Origin of the sequence: Bradyrhizobium genosp. A, from assembly GCF_049949275.1 — a bacterium.
Classification (GTDB): domain Bacteria; phylum Pseudomonadota; class Alphaproteobacteria; order Rhizobiales; family Xanthobacteraceae; genus Bradyrhizobium.
Genome location: NZ_CP188196.1, coordinates 2,349,621 through 2,365,917, shown reverse-complemented (window position 1 = coordinate 2,365,917; position 16,297 = coordinate 2,349,621). Strand labels below are relative to the sequence as shown.

Here is a 16,297-nt window from a genome sequence, read left to right as displayed (position 1 = left end):
CATCAGGCCCCTATACCTCGCCACGCTGTGTTTCGGCAGCCGGCTGCAAGCTGTTCAGGTAGTCGGCTGCCCGTTGTGCATGCGATGCGGCCGAGAAGATCGCGCGTTTATCGTTCTTCAGGACCTTGATCCAGGACGCTATATAGGCCGCGTGGTCATCCCGGATATCGGGCGTGAGGTCGAGATCGGCACAGACGAAAGCCGCTCCAAGCTCCGCGACCAGTTCCTCCATGGCGTAGCCTTCATCGCCAAACCGCTTGCGGCCAAAATCCCGATTGAGGCGTGAGGGGTGCCCGGTCCAGTGCGTGGCCTCATGGGCGCGCGTTGCGTAGTAACTTTCGGCATCGCGGAAGAAATCGATGCACGGCAAATGGACATTGTCGGTCGAGGGAACGTAGCAGGCGCGGCTGCCGCCATGCACGACATTGGCACCCGTCGCGTTGAGAAACGCTTCCGCGTGCTCGATGCGTCGCACCGGGTCCGGTCGAGCCTCCGGCTTGCCATAAAAATGGTCGGGCAATCCATCGATCTGCTCGACGTTGAAAACAGTATAGCCCTTCATGAAGGGAACAGTTCGCTGGGCCTCTTCGCCGGTGGCGGCGTCGGTTTCGGTGCTGATGATTTTGTCGGCGTAGACGACAAGGCTGCCACGTTCGCCTTTGCGAACATTGGCCTTGTGTTCCAGCGCTTGCTTGAAGGTCATCCAGGTGGACGCGGCGTAGCCTTGTTCGATGGCTGCCGACCAGAGCATCAGAACATTGATACCTCGATAGGCGACGCCATTGGCGCGCAAGGGCCGCGTGATACGACCGGCGGAATGCGATGCGTTCCACGGCTTTTGCCAGGGCCGAACACCCTTCTCCAACTCGGCCACGATCTGATTGGTGACCTTCTCATAGACATCCGTTCTCATTGCCTGCTTCCTTTTTGGCTTACGGGTTCGCATGAACCCGACTAGCCACGCGGCAATGAGCGGGGGTTGGTCGTCACAGGTCGGAAAACGAGCAGGGTGGTGCGGGCCGGAGGTCGAGCGCAGCGAGGCCGACTACACGGCCTGCCGTTTTCCGCACCCATACTTCATGGGGGCTTGACCTTGACGGCCTGGGGGCCGCAGGCCCTCTTCGTCGCGTCCGGTACCTCGTCGCAACAGAGCGGTGCTTGCAGAGCACCACGTGGTGCGCTTTCAGGCTCTTCCGTCGCGGTTGACGGTTTGATAATCGGTGATCGGGCGACGCTCGTTATTGCCCTCCGCGGGGACATTCATGCCGAAGCTGCCGCTCGATCCCGATATCGCCGATACCGCACCTTCCGATCCGATGCCGACGCCCTACGATCATGAGCACGTCATCATCTATCTGCGTCTGCTCGCGGCCGATTCCGAGGGCGCAGAATGGCAGGAGGTCGCGCGCATCGTGCTGCGTATCGATCCCGAGTTTGAACCTGAGCGCGCCCGGCGAGCCTTCGATAGCCACCTCGCCCGCGCCAAATGGATGACCGAAGAGGGTCGTCTCTTGCGCGGCCACATGCCGACTTTGAACTGACAGCTGGTGTGGTTTGGTCCTGAAGAGGCACCCGGAGAGCGTGAGCATAGCGACGCCGGAGGCGGCACGCGGGTCCGAGTGCAACGCCGAGACCGGTTAAAAGGGTACCCGTCTGACGGGGCAGTGATAGCGACGCCGGCTTGCCGGCGGGCGCCTTCAGCGAGTGCCCCCGGCGAGGTGTTCATAAGATCTTGCGCGAGCTGGGGTAATCCGATCCCCAGCCCTTCGCTAGGCGATCCCACGCGCTTTAAAGATTCGAGGGCCGTTGCGGCACACTTGGGGCTGACACCGCGTGTTTATCAGTCTGGTGAGATCGACCGGTCTGGAAATATCAGCAAGTGCGGTGACAAGATGATGCGCCACGCTCTATACGAGGCGGCAAATTCGCATCTTCGGATCGCGAAGAAATGGTCGGTCCTGCGAGCATGGGGCGTGAAGCTCGCCAAACGCATAGCTGCGAAGAAGGCATGCGTGGCAGTAGCCAGAAAGCTGGCTATCATCATGCCCCGTATGTGGGTGGCGGATGCAGACTTCCGCTTCGGCCAGCCTCCGGCGGCGCGGACGACATAAGGATCGTTCCGGCGTAGCTATCTGCTCTGCCGAGGACGTGGGGAAGGTCAGTCCGTTTCGATCCCTGTGCGTTCCAGCACGTGCTGTGAGCTTGGACGACCTCGCCTCGCCGGACCCCATCATGGAGCGAGCCATCTCTAGCCGACTCCGAACAGAAGCGCGGACCCGGCAGACGCAGTATGCGGCAACGATCGTGACCCAAGGGGCGGAGACGCTTCGCGGCTTCGGTCGCAGGCGTATGCCTGCGAGTAGAGCGTGACCCGCCAGACGGGGGGGGGGGCCGCCTGGGCCGAACACTTCGTCTCCTAACTCGGAAGCGGACATTCCTTGGTGAGCGGTCGACGGCCGTGATGGGCCAATAAGAGACATGGTGGCCCCTTTTTTGCGGCGCGTATTCGTTCAAGAGGCGCTTGCTCCGAAACGTCAAAAATCAAGGGATTTGAATAGCAGGTAGCCGCTACTATGTTTTCTGATGTACCGTGGATCCAAGGGAGCTAGGCCATTGCGCAATGCCCTACCGACACCGCGAACCGGCGACCTGATTTTCATCAGAGATCAGGGCTTGAAAGATAAGCTGTCGACTGGGCTCGCTCAACGAATTGTTGATTCAAACGCGCGTGCGGCTATCGATAGCTACGGCCACGTCGTCGTTGTTTTGAATGAAAGTCTCGGGATCGAGGCTATGCCCGATACGGACGAGGGCGAGGGGCGGTCTTGGAGCGGTATCCCTTATGGATCAGGCGTGCGCATCGTGGCATTGCCAGATGTTTTGGTTCCAAGTTGGCAAGAGCGAATATCAATAACGGTTCTGCGCCCCCCGAAGGCGGCCGATTTTCCCACTGATTGCTACGACCTATTTTCGATCGATGTGCTGATGATCCACGGGAGCGAATATTCTATTGACGCCTTAAAAAGGAGGGCTGTCGATATTTTTGGTAAGGGCTTTACCGAGTGGGTTGCTTCTGGCCAACGCCAATCATCGGAACCGAATGATATCGTGAGCAGGATGGGCTTTGGAGAGGTACGCATTCGACAGGCCTTTGGCGAGGTAGGATACGTTCCTCCGAACGAGCCAAGGTCATTTTTTTGTTCTGAACTCGCAATTCATTTCTTGAAGAGAGCGCAACTTGTTGAGGCGGATTTTCCAATGGAAACGACTCCGACAGGGCTGTTCGAATTGTTGAAGGTACGGCAATGGGAAAACGTTACAGAAAAAGACTACGGGAGTCGGATGATCGAGGAAATCGCCACCTCTCCACGTGGCATGGTACTTGCCGATTGCGCCGGAGATATTGAGCTATTCCTACATCGGTGGGTGGCCTTCGATATTGGGGAACAAATAAAAGCGATTAAGGCGGCGCTCGACGATGCAAACTCGTATTTAGAGAAATTACTTGCTGAACGGCGAACGCCCAATCAATAGCATTGAGGGCGCGTTGCAACACTGCCGACGCGGCGCTTTCAGGGAGCGCCGTCAATCACTTCATGTGGTCTCCCAAATCGATGATGCCGTGCGCAAATATTTGGTTCGCTGAATTTCCGGAATGGGTCAAAGTGAGACCTCAGCGCTCGATCTGGGGGTGGCGGCTTTCACCCTAAAACCGGACATCCCAGTTCCCTGGAAAGATGGGCTTGACCTTGCAACTCGGATTACAGAAGGGATCGTTACCGGATGGCCGAGACCCGGCATCCCGCCTTCGGGATCTCCGGGGCTTGGTGACGGACGCGAGGCGGACGGCATAGAGCCCGGCCGGTACAGCCGGGCGCGCCAAGCTCGATATTCCGGCCTCCGGCGGCATCAAAAATTGGGACGAGAGCAAGTCCAATTGCCGCGACACCTATCAGCTCCGGTGGTAAGTTACTAGGATACTATCTTTGGGGGAGCACATGCCTGACCAGAGCAATTCATTGGCAAACGACGATCCGCTTCGCGTTAACTCGAACGTTGAACGAATACTCGTCGGTGGACTTGGCGGGTTTGCTGCCATCCTGGTAAAGTACATCAGCCAGGATCACGCTGCGGTCGTTACTTTCATCTCAACACATACCAAGGCGGGAATTCCGTTCTCATATATTTTCGATATCGTTGGCGGGTACTTCATTCTCGCGCCGCTCATTGTGATCCTCGGCGCGATAATCGGTTGGGTCTCCGCTGAAAATCAACGCATTAAGCTCTTCGCCCTCGGTGTGTCGGCGCCAGCTCTTGTGACGACATTCTCAACCGGCAGCGCAGCCAAGGTAGCCTTCCTTGAAATAACGAGCGCATACGCCCAAGGCGTTCAGGAGGGAAGTGTTGCGGCTGGGCTCAATTCGTTTTTTGGTGGTTCCGATAAAGCCTACGCAATCTACGTGGGCAGTTTCGCTACACAAGAAAAGATCGACCGTATCGTTCATGCGATCAATGAGCAAACAAAGACCCTTCATGCCGTTACCGTCGATGTAACTGATACCGCCGGGAACAAGCTCAAGCGCATCTATATTTTGCAGATGTTCGGCCTCAAGGAAGCGTTGGACGTACGGGACAAGTTGCTTCAAACGGGTTTGGTCGACGAGGCCACAATAACGAGAGGTACGAAAGGCACGAGTCCGAACAGCAACTGACCGATCGGCGCGTGGTAAGTTGGATTGAGGCTATGTCGACTGAATTGAGCAAACGAGCCGTCAGAGTCTTGACGAGCTTATTCTGCGAGCAAGGACTGACTCCGCATGCTGTTGCAGACTTCACCTTTCGAGAGGTGCTTCTTCAATCCGCCTACTGGCGGATAACGCTCGACAAAATTCAGAAATGGCTCGCCGTCCATGGAAAGAAGCTACGCGATGGATACGACGTGCGCCGGGCAGTGGCGAAGGCTGTCTTTGAGGCTGCACGCCCCCAAATATGCCGGCTAGGATCAGACGTGACAGTGCTCTTGCCGGAGGACGAAACGCGGAAGCTGGAACGTCATCGAAGCGGCGCCGCAGGCAAGATGCTCGCACGAATATCTTTGCTTGACGGCTCGCTCTTTCTTGCGCGTGGGATAGTTACCCGGAGGTCCTAGACCCGGCATCCTACCTTCGGGATCTCCGGAGCTCGCTGCCGCACGTGAAGCGGACGGAGTAGAGCCCAACCCGCGAAGCCGGGCGCGCGCCTCACTCTAGATTAATTGGGCAAAATGCAGAACGACGAAATGCATCGAACGAAGCTGGAAGCCATGCATCCTCGCTGGTGAGCAGGAATGCACGGCTCGTCGTAGCAAATCGGTATCTGGCGGGACGCGAGCGGATCACGCGTAGTACCCGTCGGGACACACCTGGGTGAGCCCGTATATATGCGACTACAATCATGTGACTAGCTAATCGGCCACGGGCAATCCGGCGAAATTTTTGCCGCTGAAGAACGGCGCGAGATTCTCAGGAGTATAGGCCGCAAGGCTGCAGACGCCCTTGTCGTCGTCCGAGCAAATCTGAGCCTGTCCCGCGTACCGCGTCAGCACACTGCGATGAATGGCCTCATTGATGGTGGCGACAGGTTGGCCATTCTCGTCTAAGGCTCGATACAAACTCTCGTTGAACTTCACGGAGCCATTCTTCGTCCCGATTTGCCGTATGGTTGGATGGTAGCGGTCGAGCGCGAAAAGACCCGACGAAGAGTCGTGCGAGGCTGAAGTTGGAGAAAGCATCGTCGGGTCCGGAAGGCAGGTCCAATCGAGCGAAAGTCCGGCCTTCTCTGCCTGCTTGGCCATCCACACCAGCGGGATATCCGCCAAGCTGCGCGTGTTGTAGCCGCCGCCCACGTCGGAGTGAGCGCCGGCGAACCAGACCTGGTCAATAATCGCGCCTTGCGGCAATGCGCCGGTCCAGAACGTTGGCGTGAAATCATGTCGATGCTCATCGATCGCGAGCGCGTGAGCGCCTCGCTTTACTAGCGGCGACGGACTAGTGTCGTGGAAGGCGAATTGCTCTTTGTTCTTGGCGGCGAGCAGGCCACCCGGAATCCCCAAGCTGCCAACCGTGTCCCAAACGCCCAGGAACGTCACTTCCGGTTGAAGATGGCATTGCGCCGAGCATTGCTTCGCAAAAGCGGCAGGCGAGTGAGGTTTGGGGGTGCGATAATACTTCCACGCCTCTGGAAGCGCATCCAGAGACTGTCGAAAGAGGATCCCGCAGGCCGTGATTAGGCCTGCGAGGCTACGCGCAGTGAACGCGCCACGAGAAAACCCAAAGAGATAGATCTCGTCACCGGGCAGGTAGTTCTGGCAGATGAACTGGTACGCTGATCGGATATTATCATCGACGCCAACGCCAGTGGCCCCCTCAATAAAACTCTCAAGCTTTAATCCCGAAGTGCCCACGCCCCGCAGGTAAAGGACGATCTGCAAAATGCCTCCGGTCTCCTGCGAGCCGTGGACCGATCGAGCAATGAGCGCAACATTGGTGTCATCAGTTTGGGTGTCGTCCGAATTCCAAGTACCGTCACAGCAAACCACAATCCGTTTCATTTCAAATTTCCTCCAAAAGGCCACGAATGATGCAACCCTAAGTCGCTAATCGACTCTGCACAACACGGTGGTGAGCTGATGTGCTCGAAGACGTCGACGTTATCCGAAGGGCCGAGACCCGGCATCCCACCTTCGGGATCTCCGGGGCTTGGTGACGCCCGCCTACGGGCGGCATAGAGCCCGCTCCCTAGGACGCGCTCAGTTCAGGATTCGCTACCGGTGAACCGTGAGGCTTTCGGAGAAGAACTACTCACAGGCGATAAGAGCACAACAGGCCTTGATCAACTTTGCTTATTCAAATGGGCCACTCGCGTCATACCATAGGTCGATTTTATCGTAGCGATGGCGGCCTTAGAACCCACAAGGACGATCCTGATTTTAGGATGGTCGCATTGTAATTCAGTCTGGGTCTCTATAACGCACAGCAGTTCCTCGGCTTCCATGGGGCGGCTCGGATTCTCACGAATACTGTAGTGAGCAGAGATGCGATAGCCGTCGTTCCACGAGAAAGTACCTACTTTTCCAAAGTAGAACTCCGCATCGTAGATCTCATCCCATTTGCCTACCCAGTTTCCGATCAGGGCTCTACCCATATCCGCCTGCAGCTCGGGCGCTTGATCCGCTGGGCTCACGGAGGGAGCCGGCATTATGAACGCACAGGCTGTCCGGAGAAACTCGTTTGAGGAATTCAGGCGCTGAGACTCGCAAACCGTTACGACACCCGAAATCGCTGAAAGGCTAGCGAGGATCGGCTTGAACATTAGGGACGCCACGACCGCGGCGATGGTCGTCAATGCGCCACGAAAGAAGAGTTTCGATTTCAGCGGACTGGAGCTATTGGGGTTTGCTTTTGGAGAATTCTCGGAGCCGTCTTCCGGCGCTTCTAATGACATCAGCCCGCTCAATCTGTGGTAGACACATATTAACTATCACAGCCGCGGCCGTGCAGAAAGCGGTGCCGATCGGCGAAAACGGAGACAGCGAACTCACCGTTATTCCAATCACAGTGCCTTGCACGATGCCAGAAGTTATCGGAAATCTCTCTTCAATCGTCGTCATGATAATCAGGCTCCTTGGCCAGCTGCCGAAGCACTTATTGTTTAACTTATTCAGTATAGCCGTTCCGATATACACGCTTCAACTTACAAATATACTTTCCTATGCATTTCAATTACTTGCGCCACACGAAACCATCGATAGGCAGCGCTATTAGCGAGGCACGCTGAAAACGGCGCCTCCTCAGTTCACCGTCCTCAGTTGATTTCGAGCAACGCTAATCGAGGGAGCAATAAGCCATGGCGACCGCACTGTTCACAGATGGGAATGACTGCGGACTGGGCTATCGCAATATTCGAGATGCCGAGGATGGGATCCTCCAGTCATCGCGTTGGCGCTGCGAATATCTCTGGCGGTTCTACGAACCTTACGCCGATAGAGATTTCAAGAGCGAACTTCGAACGGAGTTCGATGCCCGCTACTGGGAAATGTATCTCACGACCACACTCATTCTAGCGGAATACGAGGTCACATGCCCAAAGCCTGCAGGTCCGGACGTAGGCATTCGATACAAGGGCAAGCGCATCTGGTTTGAGGCGACCTCGCCAAACCGTGGGACGCCCGGCAAGCCGGACTATATCGAGGACACCGGAGGTGACGGTGTTCCGGAGGAGAAGATCATCCTCCGCTACCTCAACAGCATCTCGAACAAATACAATGAGCAGTATGCGAATTGGTTGAAGAAGGGCGTTGTTTCCGCTGACGACGCGTTCGTCATCGCAATCAATCCCTGGTCGATTCCGTTCGATCAAGTCGATGGCAGCCCACCACGGATCTTGCAGGCCGCTTACACGGCCGGTCCGCCCTACACGGTCGAGGTCGACCCAAAGACCATGAAAATGGTGCGGGCGAGCTATCCGCTGCGCGACGCCATCAAAAAAGGAAAGAACGCACTCGGCGAAGACATCGAGGTTACGACCGGCGTGTTCCAGAGCAAGGACTATGCCGGGCTCAGCGGGTTGCTCTGCTGTCGCGTCGATGCCGTCAATAACTATGGCGAATTGGGAGGCAACTTCCAGCTCGCGCCCAACCCGTATGCGATTGCTCTACTGCCGGAAGACTTCCGGCTCATTGGTACATACTACGGTGTCAAGGAGACAGGGTCTGGTCATCAGATCACACCCACGCAATGGCCGCGCTGCATCTTAGGCCGTCAAACGATCGAGCCGTGATGCGGTCACCCTCCATGTAAAGTTTGCGATTGCGAGGCTTTCCGAGAGCATCAGCTATCGGCTCAATATACACACCTGTCCATTCAACGGAGGTTCGAATGGACTGGTTCAAGAGCGAACGAGAAAAGTGGGCGACGAAGATCAACACATCGCAGGCGCAAGGTTTGCCAAACCTACCGGGCTTCGATGCACGTAGCCGCGAACTTTACGAGACGGCACTGCCACGCGGGGTGCTGCTGCCGCGCCTTGCGCGTGACCGTGAGCGCATCAATTTCTGGATGTCGCCAAAGGAGCTGATCAAGTTTCAATTCCAGTTTGGTCAAATCATCATCGGCAAGCTTGCCGGCACTATTCTGGGTCATCTCGATGATCGTCCGATGGTGACTATCGCCGGCGCACGTGCCGGCAAGACCTCAACGGTGCTGGAGCCAAACTTATATCTTTATTCCGGCTCGATGTTGGTCCTCGATCCGAAGGGAGAGTTAGCCAAGTCGGCCCGCTTCCGTCGAGCGATGGGGCACGATGTCTATGTGCTCGATCCTTTCGGCCAGTCGGAGGAGCCAAGCGCCAGCTTCAATCCCTTGGCGGAGCTCGATCCGGATAATCCGAGCCTGGTCGACGATATCGCCTCGATTGCTAACGCGCTGGTGCCTGATAGTGGTGATGCGCGCTCCAAACATTGGGACGAAAGCGCACGCACGCTGCTGACCGGGCTAATCCTGCTGACCTTGACGCTGCGTGAGAGCGAACGGCATCTTGTCACGGTGCGCGAGTTGCTATGCCTGACCTACAAACCGCTGGCGTTGGCCGCCAAAGAGTTCGCAGCCCAGGCGCTCGCGGACGCATCGCCCGAAGAGAAGACGACTTACTTCGATGCGAACAGTCTTGCCGTTAAGGCGCTGTTGAACAGGCTCGCGGCCATGGGCGACCGGTTCGGTGGCATTCCGGCGGGGATCGGCAACCGGTTTCTTCAGACCGGTCACACGGAGAGGAGCGCGATCTTCTCGACGGCGTCGGCCCAAACGGACTTCCTCGATAGCTTGCCGTTACGGGCGACCTTGCGGCACTCGGATTTTCGCCTCTCGACCTTGCGCGGTGACCGGCCGGCGACGATTTTCTTGTGCCTCCCCGTTGGCCGCATGGAGCGGCATTCCCGCTGGATGCGCATGATCGTGCAGTTGGCGTGCCTGGCACTCGAAAATATGGGTCCCTATCCACGCGACCAGCCTCCGATCCTTTTCATGATGGAGGAGTTCGCCACGCTTGGTCACATGGAGATCATGGAGCGGGCCGCAGCTTACTTTCCGGGCTTCGGCGTCAAGCTGTGGGTCATCCTTCAGGACATCACGCAGCTACAGCGCAACTATAAAGCGTCGTGGGAAACGTTCCTTGGCAATGCCGGTCTTGTGCAGCTGTTCGCCAACGGCGACGAAGAAACGCTGCGCTACGTCGCAGGCCGGCTCGAAAAACTGATCGCGCCTTTCGAATTGCGGACGGCGTTTTCGCGGCAGCGCGGGAGTCAGTTGCTGCTGATTGAAGGATGGCCCGCCGCGGCGGCTCTTCGGCTGGATCATCAGGACGTCGCGAATATCCGTAGGCGCGCGCAAGCCGCCATGCGGGTGCCGACCATTCCCAAACTTGACTAACGTCACTCGGCCGTCGCGAAAGTCACTTCGCGGCGGCCCCATAGCTGCTCCATGGCGGCCTCAAGATCCTGCGCCAGAACTTCGGGTGTGCGATCGTTCTTGTCGAGACGATTGGCCGTCGCGTACTCGATGAAGCGGGTTCCGCAGATGCCACCGACGAACATGCGGTCGCGGTCTTCATCATCCTTCATCTGCAATTCGGGCCAGTTCTCGCCGAGATCCTCGGCGTAGAAGACGTCCACACCATCGATGATTATGGCGTCGGGCCGGATTTCGACGCTATGGGCGACGATGATCTTCTGTCGCGCGAGACGCGTGATGATGACCGTCAGGAAGACAAACAACAGCAGACCGTGCAGGACTGACAGGTCGCTAACAAAAAGGACCTGCCATCCGCTGAGACCGGTCGCGACCAGCCAGGCGAAGACCCGTAGTGTCGTCAGGAACGGATGCTTGTTCTGATCCCTGTAGCGAATCAAGACGCCGCCTTCCGGCGTCAGTGTCCGCGTATAGCCGTTCAACGGGCTCCGCCGCTGCGCAGCAAGCGACTCCGCCCCCTCGTCCGCTGAGGGGACCGCAACCTGCCGCCGGGCGAGTTCGTTCGCCAGCCGCGGATCGAAATCCACACCGGGCGGCATAAAGCGCAAGCGCTCTTCCATACCCGCACTATAGCATCACGAAATCGACAGCGCTTCAGCGGCTGAGCCGGATTCCCAAACATTCCCAAACAAGCACACGCGCTATGCGGCGGCACAGCAAAGACAATGCCGCGCCCCAGCGGAGCGCGGCATCTTCTCATTACTCGATGTTTCCTACTGCCCACGTTTTGCGATGGCGCCTCTTTCCTCTGCCTCCGCCTTCTCACGAGCGCGCTTTGCCTCTTCCTCCGCAGGCTTATCGAGGGTGCGCTTCTCCTGATACTCGATGAATGCGTCGTAGGTCTTTTTGCGCACGGCAAGTGTCGCGCCCAAACGCCAGATCGGAATCTTGCTGCATTCGGCCAGGTAGTAGACCTTCCGGCGATGCTGGCGATCTCCGAACATGTGTATTCGGCAATGGCCTCCGCTCCGAGAAGTGTGTCTTCGTCCACTTCGTCGAACGGCTTCGTGTTTGGTACCGTGTGCTGGCCATAATGATCCCCCCAAGTCTGCTGTTGATTCGCCTCCTTCCGAGAGGCATTCCTGCGGCGGCAGATGATGGGAGTGCTTAGCCTGGAACCCGGCGTGGGGCTGGCCTGGGGGCGTCAGCCTGCTCTATTGAGTAGCGTGCGATCGATGTTGCTAGTCCAAGGGAATATGTTCCTATTTTGTTCTCAGTATCAAGGAAAGTCAAGACTTGGCTTCAGCCATTCTAAACGTTACCGGATGTTTCCGTTAGCTGGTTAGACTTTGTGCCCAGACATCGCTCGGGCCCCGAGTGGATTTAGGCCAAGTCTTTATCCATACGGCCTCGATCACATATAGTCGCAGGCCTGCCCAACGAACGAAACGCAGATGCAGTGAAGCAACCAAGATCACCTATACGAAGGCCGCAGGCGAGTCTGCCAGGAAAGCCGGCAAAGCGCACACGGACGCGCGAGCGACTGGGGTCAATCCGCTATGTGCAGCCTGACGACTTGACTGAGGTTTGCGCAAGCTTCGGATCAAACCACTCCGAGGTGGACGAGTCGCAAGTGAAGCAGACTCATGCAATCGCCACTGCCAGCAAAACCCCTCCCGATATGGACCAGCCCCGAGACACACTTGAAGAAATCGAAGTTGGAAAAGCACCTACACGAAAAGCTGTTCCAATACGTCGCCGTTTAAGCGACGCTCTTATCGCCGGCCTAAAATCCCTAATAAAATCCAACGAGAAGTACCGAGCTGAAGAAAAGCTTGATATACAGCTTATAGTTGAAAAAAATCTAGTATACTATTATAAATTGCAAAGACAAGATGGTAACCCGAGCGCTGGCTATGACGTGCCCAAAAGCGTTATCACACAAAAAGAGCTTCGCGCGCTGATCGCCGAAACCGCGGCCGCGCTTGTAGACCGTCTCAGTACAAGCCAGGAATTGCCGTTCCCAATCCTGTCCGAAGCCGAGGTCAAGGAAATCATCGCGTACGCGAAAATGTATCAATGGGACGCGCGCAAAGAACAGGGCTGGCCCTATCACGTCAATGCGTTCCTCTACCTCCACATCATCTACCGCAAATGGGTCAATCGCGGTTTAACGCGCGAAATTCTCGCGTGGGCTGATCCTTCGCTTCACGCCCACTTAAAAACAAAAATCAGTCGTCAGGGTTTGCCCGTCTGGCTCGATTTGCCGAGCGGGCCGGAAGGGCGTGCTCGAGCAATTACTGATCCAGCGAAGCGGGCCGAACTGGAAATAGTGCGCAAGGTCTTGCGCGATAGAACACGCAAGCATCGCGCAAAGCGCGCATCAGCCGGCGACTGATCCTCGTAATTACGGGTTGACATTGAAGAGGGTTCGGTTACTTAGTGATCGAGACCGGGATTTCTTTTTGCCTGACGCATCCCCGGACTGAACTTCGGAAACTGCACATCCCATTTCGGGCGTCGCGGACCTATCGGTTCGGACGAAGGCAGGAGGCTGCGTAAATGAATGAGCCTGTGGACTGTCGTTGCGATTACTTCGAATGTCTGAGCGCCGGACAAACCCCGGAAGATTTTAGCTCGCCTCTCGATGGCAGCCGTTGTGCTGCGTTAGTGCGCCTACTGGTTCGCGAGGAACTGAAACAAGAGCGCGATCGGGTGGCCAAAGAGGAAGCCGCCCAATGGGAACGCGCCTTCGGAGACGGCAAGAGCATGAGCTTTCCTCACAAACGTGAGTAAATCGACCGCGGCTTGAGCAGCGCTGCGCGCGTATAGTCTCAACCAATCTGACCACCAGCATTCCATCGAAACCGACCGGCAACTCATCCGAGCCGCCGGCTGAGCCTCTTCGTCCAATTTTCATCACCAGGAGAACGCCGATGAAGTGCGTCCTAGAGCGGCGTTTCGAACGAATCATCTTCTTCCATGACGTGCATCAAACACCGGCAAATAAGGAGATCCCTATGGCTAATTCTTATTTCGATCTGAACGGTCCCGAGAAAGTGCCGCGGCCACCACGCCCGAGCCCCGCATCACTCCTCATCGGGTTCGCTAGTTATGACGAGGACATTCTGCGCAAGTATTGTCCGCGGTTCGAGTACGGCGTCGCGATCGCAATCGGATGCGTTGCCGTGATAAGCATGATTCTGAATGCCGGGCTGTTCAGCGTCGCAGGCCATGCTCTCTTTGGTCTCACTCACTTCAATCTCGGTCTCGCACTCGCAGGCCTCGTTTTTGCGTTGCTGATTGCGACCATCGAAAGCTATGGCGGGAGATCGTCGCAGGTATCCGATGGTGCCAAGAGTCTGCGAAGCGGCGGCTTGGTGTTCCCACACCTGCGACGCTACATGGGGTCTCTAAACTCATTCGGCGCTTATCGGATCACGATCGCCTTTCTCACCGCTATCGTCACAACGACCGGCGTGTGCCTGTGGTGGTATGCGGCAGATATTGCGACATGGCAGAGCCAACACGAGAGCTCCGACAACCACGCGATCTTCCAGCAAGCCGATCAGGCATATGATCGGGAATTACGGCGCACCAGCGACGCCGGGGCGAGCCAGTCCGCGCTCGTCTCGGATCTCGAGCGCGAGGATAAGCGGCTTAGACAGGAGGCCGTAAGACGGTCGGTGGCCGCAACGCGGCGCGGTGCGGCGGCACCATCTCCCGTCGACAACGCTCAGCTCGAAAAGTTCGAGAAGCGGCTCGCCGACGAGAAGGCGAAGCTGGCAAGCCTTCGGGAGCAATCCCTCAAGCAGGTTGAGGGCCGCAATGCGGCTGTCGCCCAGATGATCGCGACGTCGCCCGAGCGGGTGCAGCACCAGGACGGCTTGATTGGCCGCCTTTCGGCTCTGCATTCCATCATGTGGGAAAATCCGAGCGTCCTGCCCATCGTCATTGCGATCGATCTACTTCTGATCCTGCTCGATTGCGCGGGTTTCATCGTGCGGCTCTGCGCGCCGACATCCGTCTATGCGGGCTATGTCGCGAAGGCGCATATCCTCGAATCCGTGGCTCAGGCGAAGGATTGTGCTGACCAACTGGCCGCCTATCAGCCGCAGGACGGCAAGCCGGCGCAAGCTGCCAAGACGGCTGAGCAGGGGAACGGAACGGCGATTCAATTGGACGATCCGATAACTGATCCCCCGCCGCCATCGAACGACAATCATCTACCAAGCTCAGGTATGAACGGCGCAACACCGCCGAAGCGAAAGCGCGGCCCCTACCTCACGCGACGGATCAGACAGTTGAACGGCGAAGGTAAGGAGCCCAGCCATGACTGAGGTCAAAATATCTCCCCTTCTCGAAGAGGAAGCAGCGAAGCACAGAGCGAAGGATGCATTTCATCACATTGATCGGCCGCTCGCGCCTGACTTTTTGAGAACCGCTTCAGGCATTGCGATGTTTGTCTACGGGAGGGACGATAAGCCCGCAATTCGAAGCATCCACCACCTAACCGAGCACACCGCTTTTCCATCCTTTAAATTCGGTGGCTTGACCTGTGCGTTAAAGTCCACCATTCGCGCTCACATCTGGAACCAGCAGGTAAGACGCGCCGAGTGGTGGGAGCCGGAGGAGAGCCTCATGCGTCTCCACATTCTCCTAACAAGCATCCTTCATCTCGCGACCTCGCGAAGCAGCGCGAGCCAGACTTACGATCCCGCGCAGGCGCTTTTGGCGGAGGCCGCAGAAACGATTCAGCGCGTGCTTCACCCCGAGGCACGCTAAATCAGACAAGAGACCGAGCGTCGGCGTAAGGCTGACGCTCAATCGCTTCACTCAGGGATCCATCTTATGAAGATGCTCTATCGTGCCGCCCAAACTGGTGTGTGGACAGCGCAACTCGTGGCGGCTGCGTTCTATTTCACGGTCGCGATCTTGTTACTGGTTTTCGCGCTGTGGCTTGTTCTGCCATTCGGGGGGCGGAACTGGCTGCCGACGATGATCGCAGCTTTTCTGGCGTTATCGGGCCTTGCGACGATGACGAAGGCAGCGGAGATATTTCTCACCACGAAGCCTCCGGAGAAAAAGCCCCAGCCCGAACGAAAGAGGCAACAGGAAGAACCCAACCGGCGTTAGCGTTCTCGTTCAGCGTTTTTCATGTGTGTGTAGCCGTCAAAGTATGACGGGTCGCCACCACCTCCATTGAGGTAGTAGGCCCAAGCGCGTGCCCGTTCCATGTCCTGTCTTTCGGTCAGGGACATTGTGTGAAGCTCTACACCAAATGGATTCCAAACTTCGTCCAGTTTGTTCTCTGACATAGCGTCGCTCCAACGATAGCGGAGGCACGATAACTCGCAGATTGCGCCTGCGTGGTCAGAAAGGTTCGTAGTCAGACCTTTAACCGCCAGAAACTTGCGATGCCGTTGGCGTCCTTCACAAGGTAAGTCTCTTCATTGGCCCGCTCGACCGTCCAGGGCGGCGGAAATCGACGCTTTTGGCCGGTTGACTCCGTGAGAACATAATGAGAACATCATTCCCATCCGGTCAAGACGGAACTACCGATGCCGCCAAGCTCCACGCCCAATCCACAGCCGGACGCGGATGAACTGGAGGCCGGCCGACCAGGCGATCGCCGCGTGTGGTGGCGACCTACGCGCAGCGATCAAGGCGCTTCTTGTCGCCAATGAATTTCTGGAAAGGCAGAACCGCGAGCTGACGGCGGCGGTATCACCGGGCTATGTGCGCGGCACACTGCCGGTAGATCGCAAGGATTGGTACGACTAAGTCGGGATCAG

General features: G+C 57.2%; 17 protein-coding genes. 12 read left to right on the top strand and 5 right to left on the bottom strand.

The window, feature by feature from the left end; genetic code table 11:
* Positions 1–10: 10 nt before the first annotated feature.
* Entirely contained in the window at positions 11–913 is a 903-nt protein-coding gene (locus ACP2YP_RS11120) for an ArdC family protein (RefSeq protein WP_426424163.1), read from the bottom strand.
* A gap of 349 nt (positions 914–1,262) precedes the next feature.
* Between ACP2YP_RS11120 and ACP2YP_RS11115 the strand changes: the two genes are divergently transcribed.
* The 4 genes from ACP2YP_RS11115 (at position 1,263) to ACP2YP_RS11100 (ending at position 4,712) form a co-directional block, all read left to right on the top strand.
* Positions 1,263–1,541 carry a DUF2285 domain-containing protein gene (locus ACP2YP_RS11115; RefSeq protein WP_426424162.1) on the top strand — a complete coding sequence of 93 codons (279 nt, stop codon included), beginning with the start codon at positions 1,263–1,265 and terminating at the stop codon, positions 1,539–1,541.
* A 276-nt stretch (positions 1,542–1,817) separates the two neighbouring features.
* Positions 1,818–2,111: a transposase gene (locus ACP2YP_RS11110; RefSeq protein WP_426424161.1), complete on the top strand. Its 294-nt coding sequence runs from the start codon at positions 1,818–1,820 to the stop codon at positions 2,109–2,111.
* 502 nt (positions 2,112–2,613) lie between these two features.
* Positions 2,614–3,534 carry a hypothetical protein gene (locus ACP2YP_RS11105; RefSeq protein WP_426424160.1) on the top strand — a complete coding sequence of 307 codons (921 nt, stop codon included), beginning with the start codon at positions 2,614–2,616 and terminating at the stop codon, positions 3,532–3,534.
* Positions 3,535–3,998: 464 nt separating this feature from the next.
* Entirely contained in the window at positions 3,999–4,712 is a 714-nt protein-coding gene (locus ACP2YP_RS11100; RefSeq protein WP_426424159.1) for a hypothetical protein, read from the top strand.
* A gap of 731 nt (positions 4,713–5,443) precedes the next feature.
* Here the strand turns inward: ACP2YP_RS11100 and ACP2YP_RS11095 are convergent.
* The gene (locus ACP2YP_RS11095; protein WP_426424158.1) at positions 5,444–6,589 is read right to left on the bottom strand and encodes a DUF2235 domain-containing protein; all 1,146 of its coding nucleotides are present in this window, start codon (positions 6,587–6,589) and stop codon (positions 5,444–5,446) included.
* 281 nt (positions 6,590–6,870) lie between these two features.
* Positions 6,871–7,482, bottom strand: a complete 612-nt coding sequence (locus ACP2YP_RS11090; protein ID WP_426424157.1) for a hypothetical protein — start codon at positions 7,480–7,482, stop codon at positions 6,871–6,873.
* Positions 7,483–7,884: 402 nt separating this feature from the next.
* On the opposite strand from ACP2YP_RS11090, the gene ACP2YP_RS11085 reads away from it, so the two are divergent.
* Both ACP2YP_RS11085 and ACP2YP_RS11080 read left to right on the top strand, forming a co-directional pair.
* Positions 7,885–8,817 (top strand): hypothetical protein, encoded by a 933-nt coding sequence (locus tag ACP2YP_RS11085; protein ID WP_426424156.1) that lies wholly within the window; start codon positions 7,885–7,887, stop codon positions 8,815–8,817.
* A gap of 98 nt (positions 8,818–8,915) precedes the next feature.
* The gene (locus ACP2YP_RS11080; protein ID WP_426424155.1) at positions 8,916–10,463 is read left to right on the top strand and encodes a type IV secretory system conjugative DNA transfer family protein; all 1,548 of its coding nucleotides are present in this window, start codon (positions 8,916–8,918) and stop codon (positions 10,461–10,463) included.
* Positions 10,464–10,465: 2 nt separating this feature from the next.
* Here ACP2YP_RS11080 and ACP2YP_RS11075 read toward each other — a convergent pair whose 3' ends face one another.
* Positions 10,466–11,110 carry a hypothetical protein gene (locus tag ACP2YP_RS11075; protein WP_426424154.1) on the bottom strand — a complete coding sequence of 215 codons (645 nt, stop codon included), beginning with the start codon at positions 11,108–11,110 and terminating at the stop codon, positions 10,466–10,468.
* Positions 11,111–11,275: 165 nt separating this feature from the next.
* Positions 11,276–11,506 carry a hypothetical protein gene (locus ACP2YP_RS11070; RefSeq protein ID WP_426424153.1) on the bottom strand — a complete coding sequence of 77 codons (231 nt, stop codon included), beginning with the start codon at positions 11,504–11,506 and terminating at the stop codon, positions 11,276–11,278.
* Positions 11,507–12,135: 629 nt separating this feature from the next.
* On the opposite strand from ACP2YP_RS11070, the gene ACP2YP_RS11065 reads away from it, so the two are divergent.
* The 6 genes from ACP2YP_RS11065 (at position 12,136) to ACP2YP_RS11040 (ending at position 16,286) form a co-directional block, all read left to right on the top strand.
* Positions 12,136–12,900 (top strand): hypothetical protein, encoded by a 765-nt coding sequence (locus ACP2YP_RS11065; protein WP_426424152.1) that lies wholly within the window; start codon positions 12,136–12,138, stop codon positions 12,898–12,900.
* 164 nt (positions 12,901–13,064) lie between these two features.
* Positions 13,065–13,298 carry a hypothetical protein gene (locus ACP2YP_RS11060; protein ID WP_426424151.1) on the top strand — a complete coding sequence of 78 codons (234 nt, stop codon included), beginning with the start codon at positions 13,065–13,067 and terminating at the stop codon, positions 13,296–13,298.
* Between the two features lie 140 nt (positions 13,299–13,438).
* Positions 13,439–14,842, top strand: a complete 1,404-nt coding sequence (locus ACP2YP_RS11055; RefSeq protein WP_426424150.1) for a DUF4407 domain-containing protein — start codon at positions 13,439–13,441, stop codon at positions 14,840–14,842.
* Entirely contained in the window at positions 14,835–15,287 is a 453-nt protein-coding gene (locus ACP2YP_RS11050; RefSeq protein WP_426424149.1) for a hypothetical protein, read from the top strand. Before ACP2YP_RS11055 ends, ACP2YP_RS11050 begins: the two co-directional genes overlap by 8 nt.
* 66 nt (positions 15,288–15,353) lie before the next feature.
* On the top strand, positions 15,354–15,638 hold the full coding sequence (locus ACP2YP_RS11045) for a hypothetical protein (protein WP_426424148.1): 285 nt from the start codon (positions 15,354–15,356) through the stop codon (positions 15,636–15,638).
* A gap of 465 nt (positions 15,639–16,103) precedes the next feature.
* A complete protein-coding gene (locus ACP2YP_RS11040; RefSeq protein ID WP_426424147.1) occupies positions 16,104–16,286 on the top strand; it encodes a hypothetical protein in 183 nt (60 codons plus the stop codon).
* Positions 16,287–16,297 lie beyond the last annotated feature (11 nt).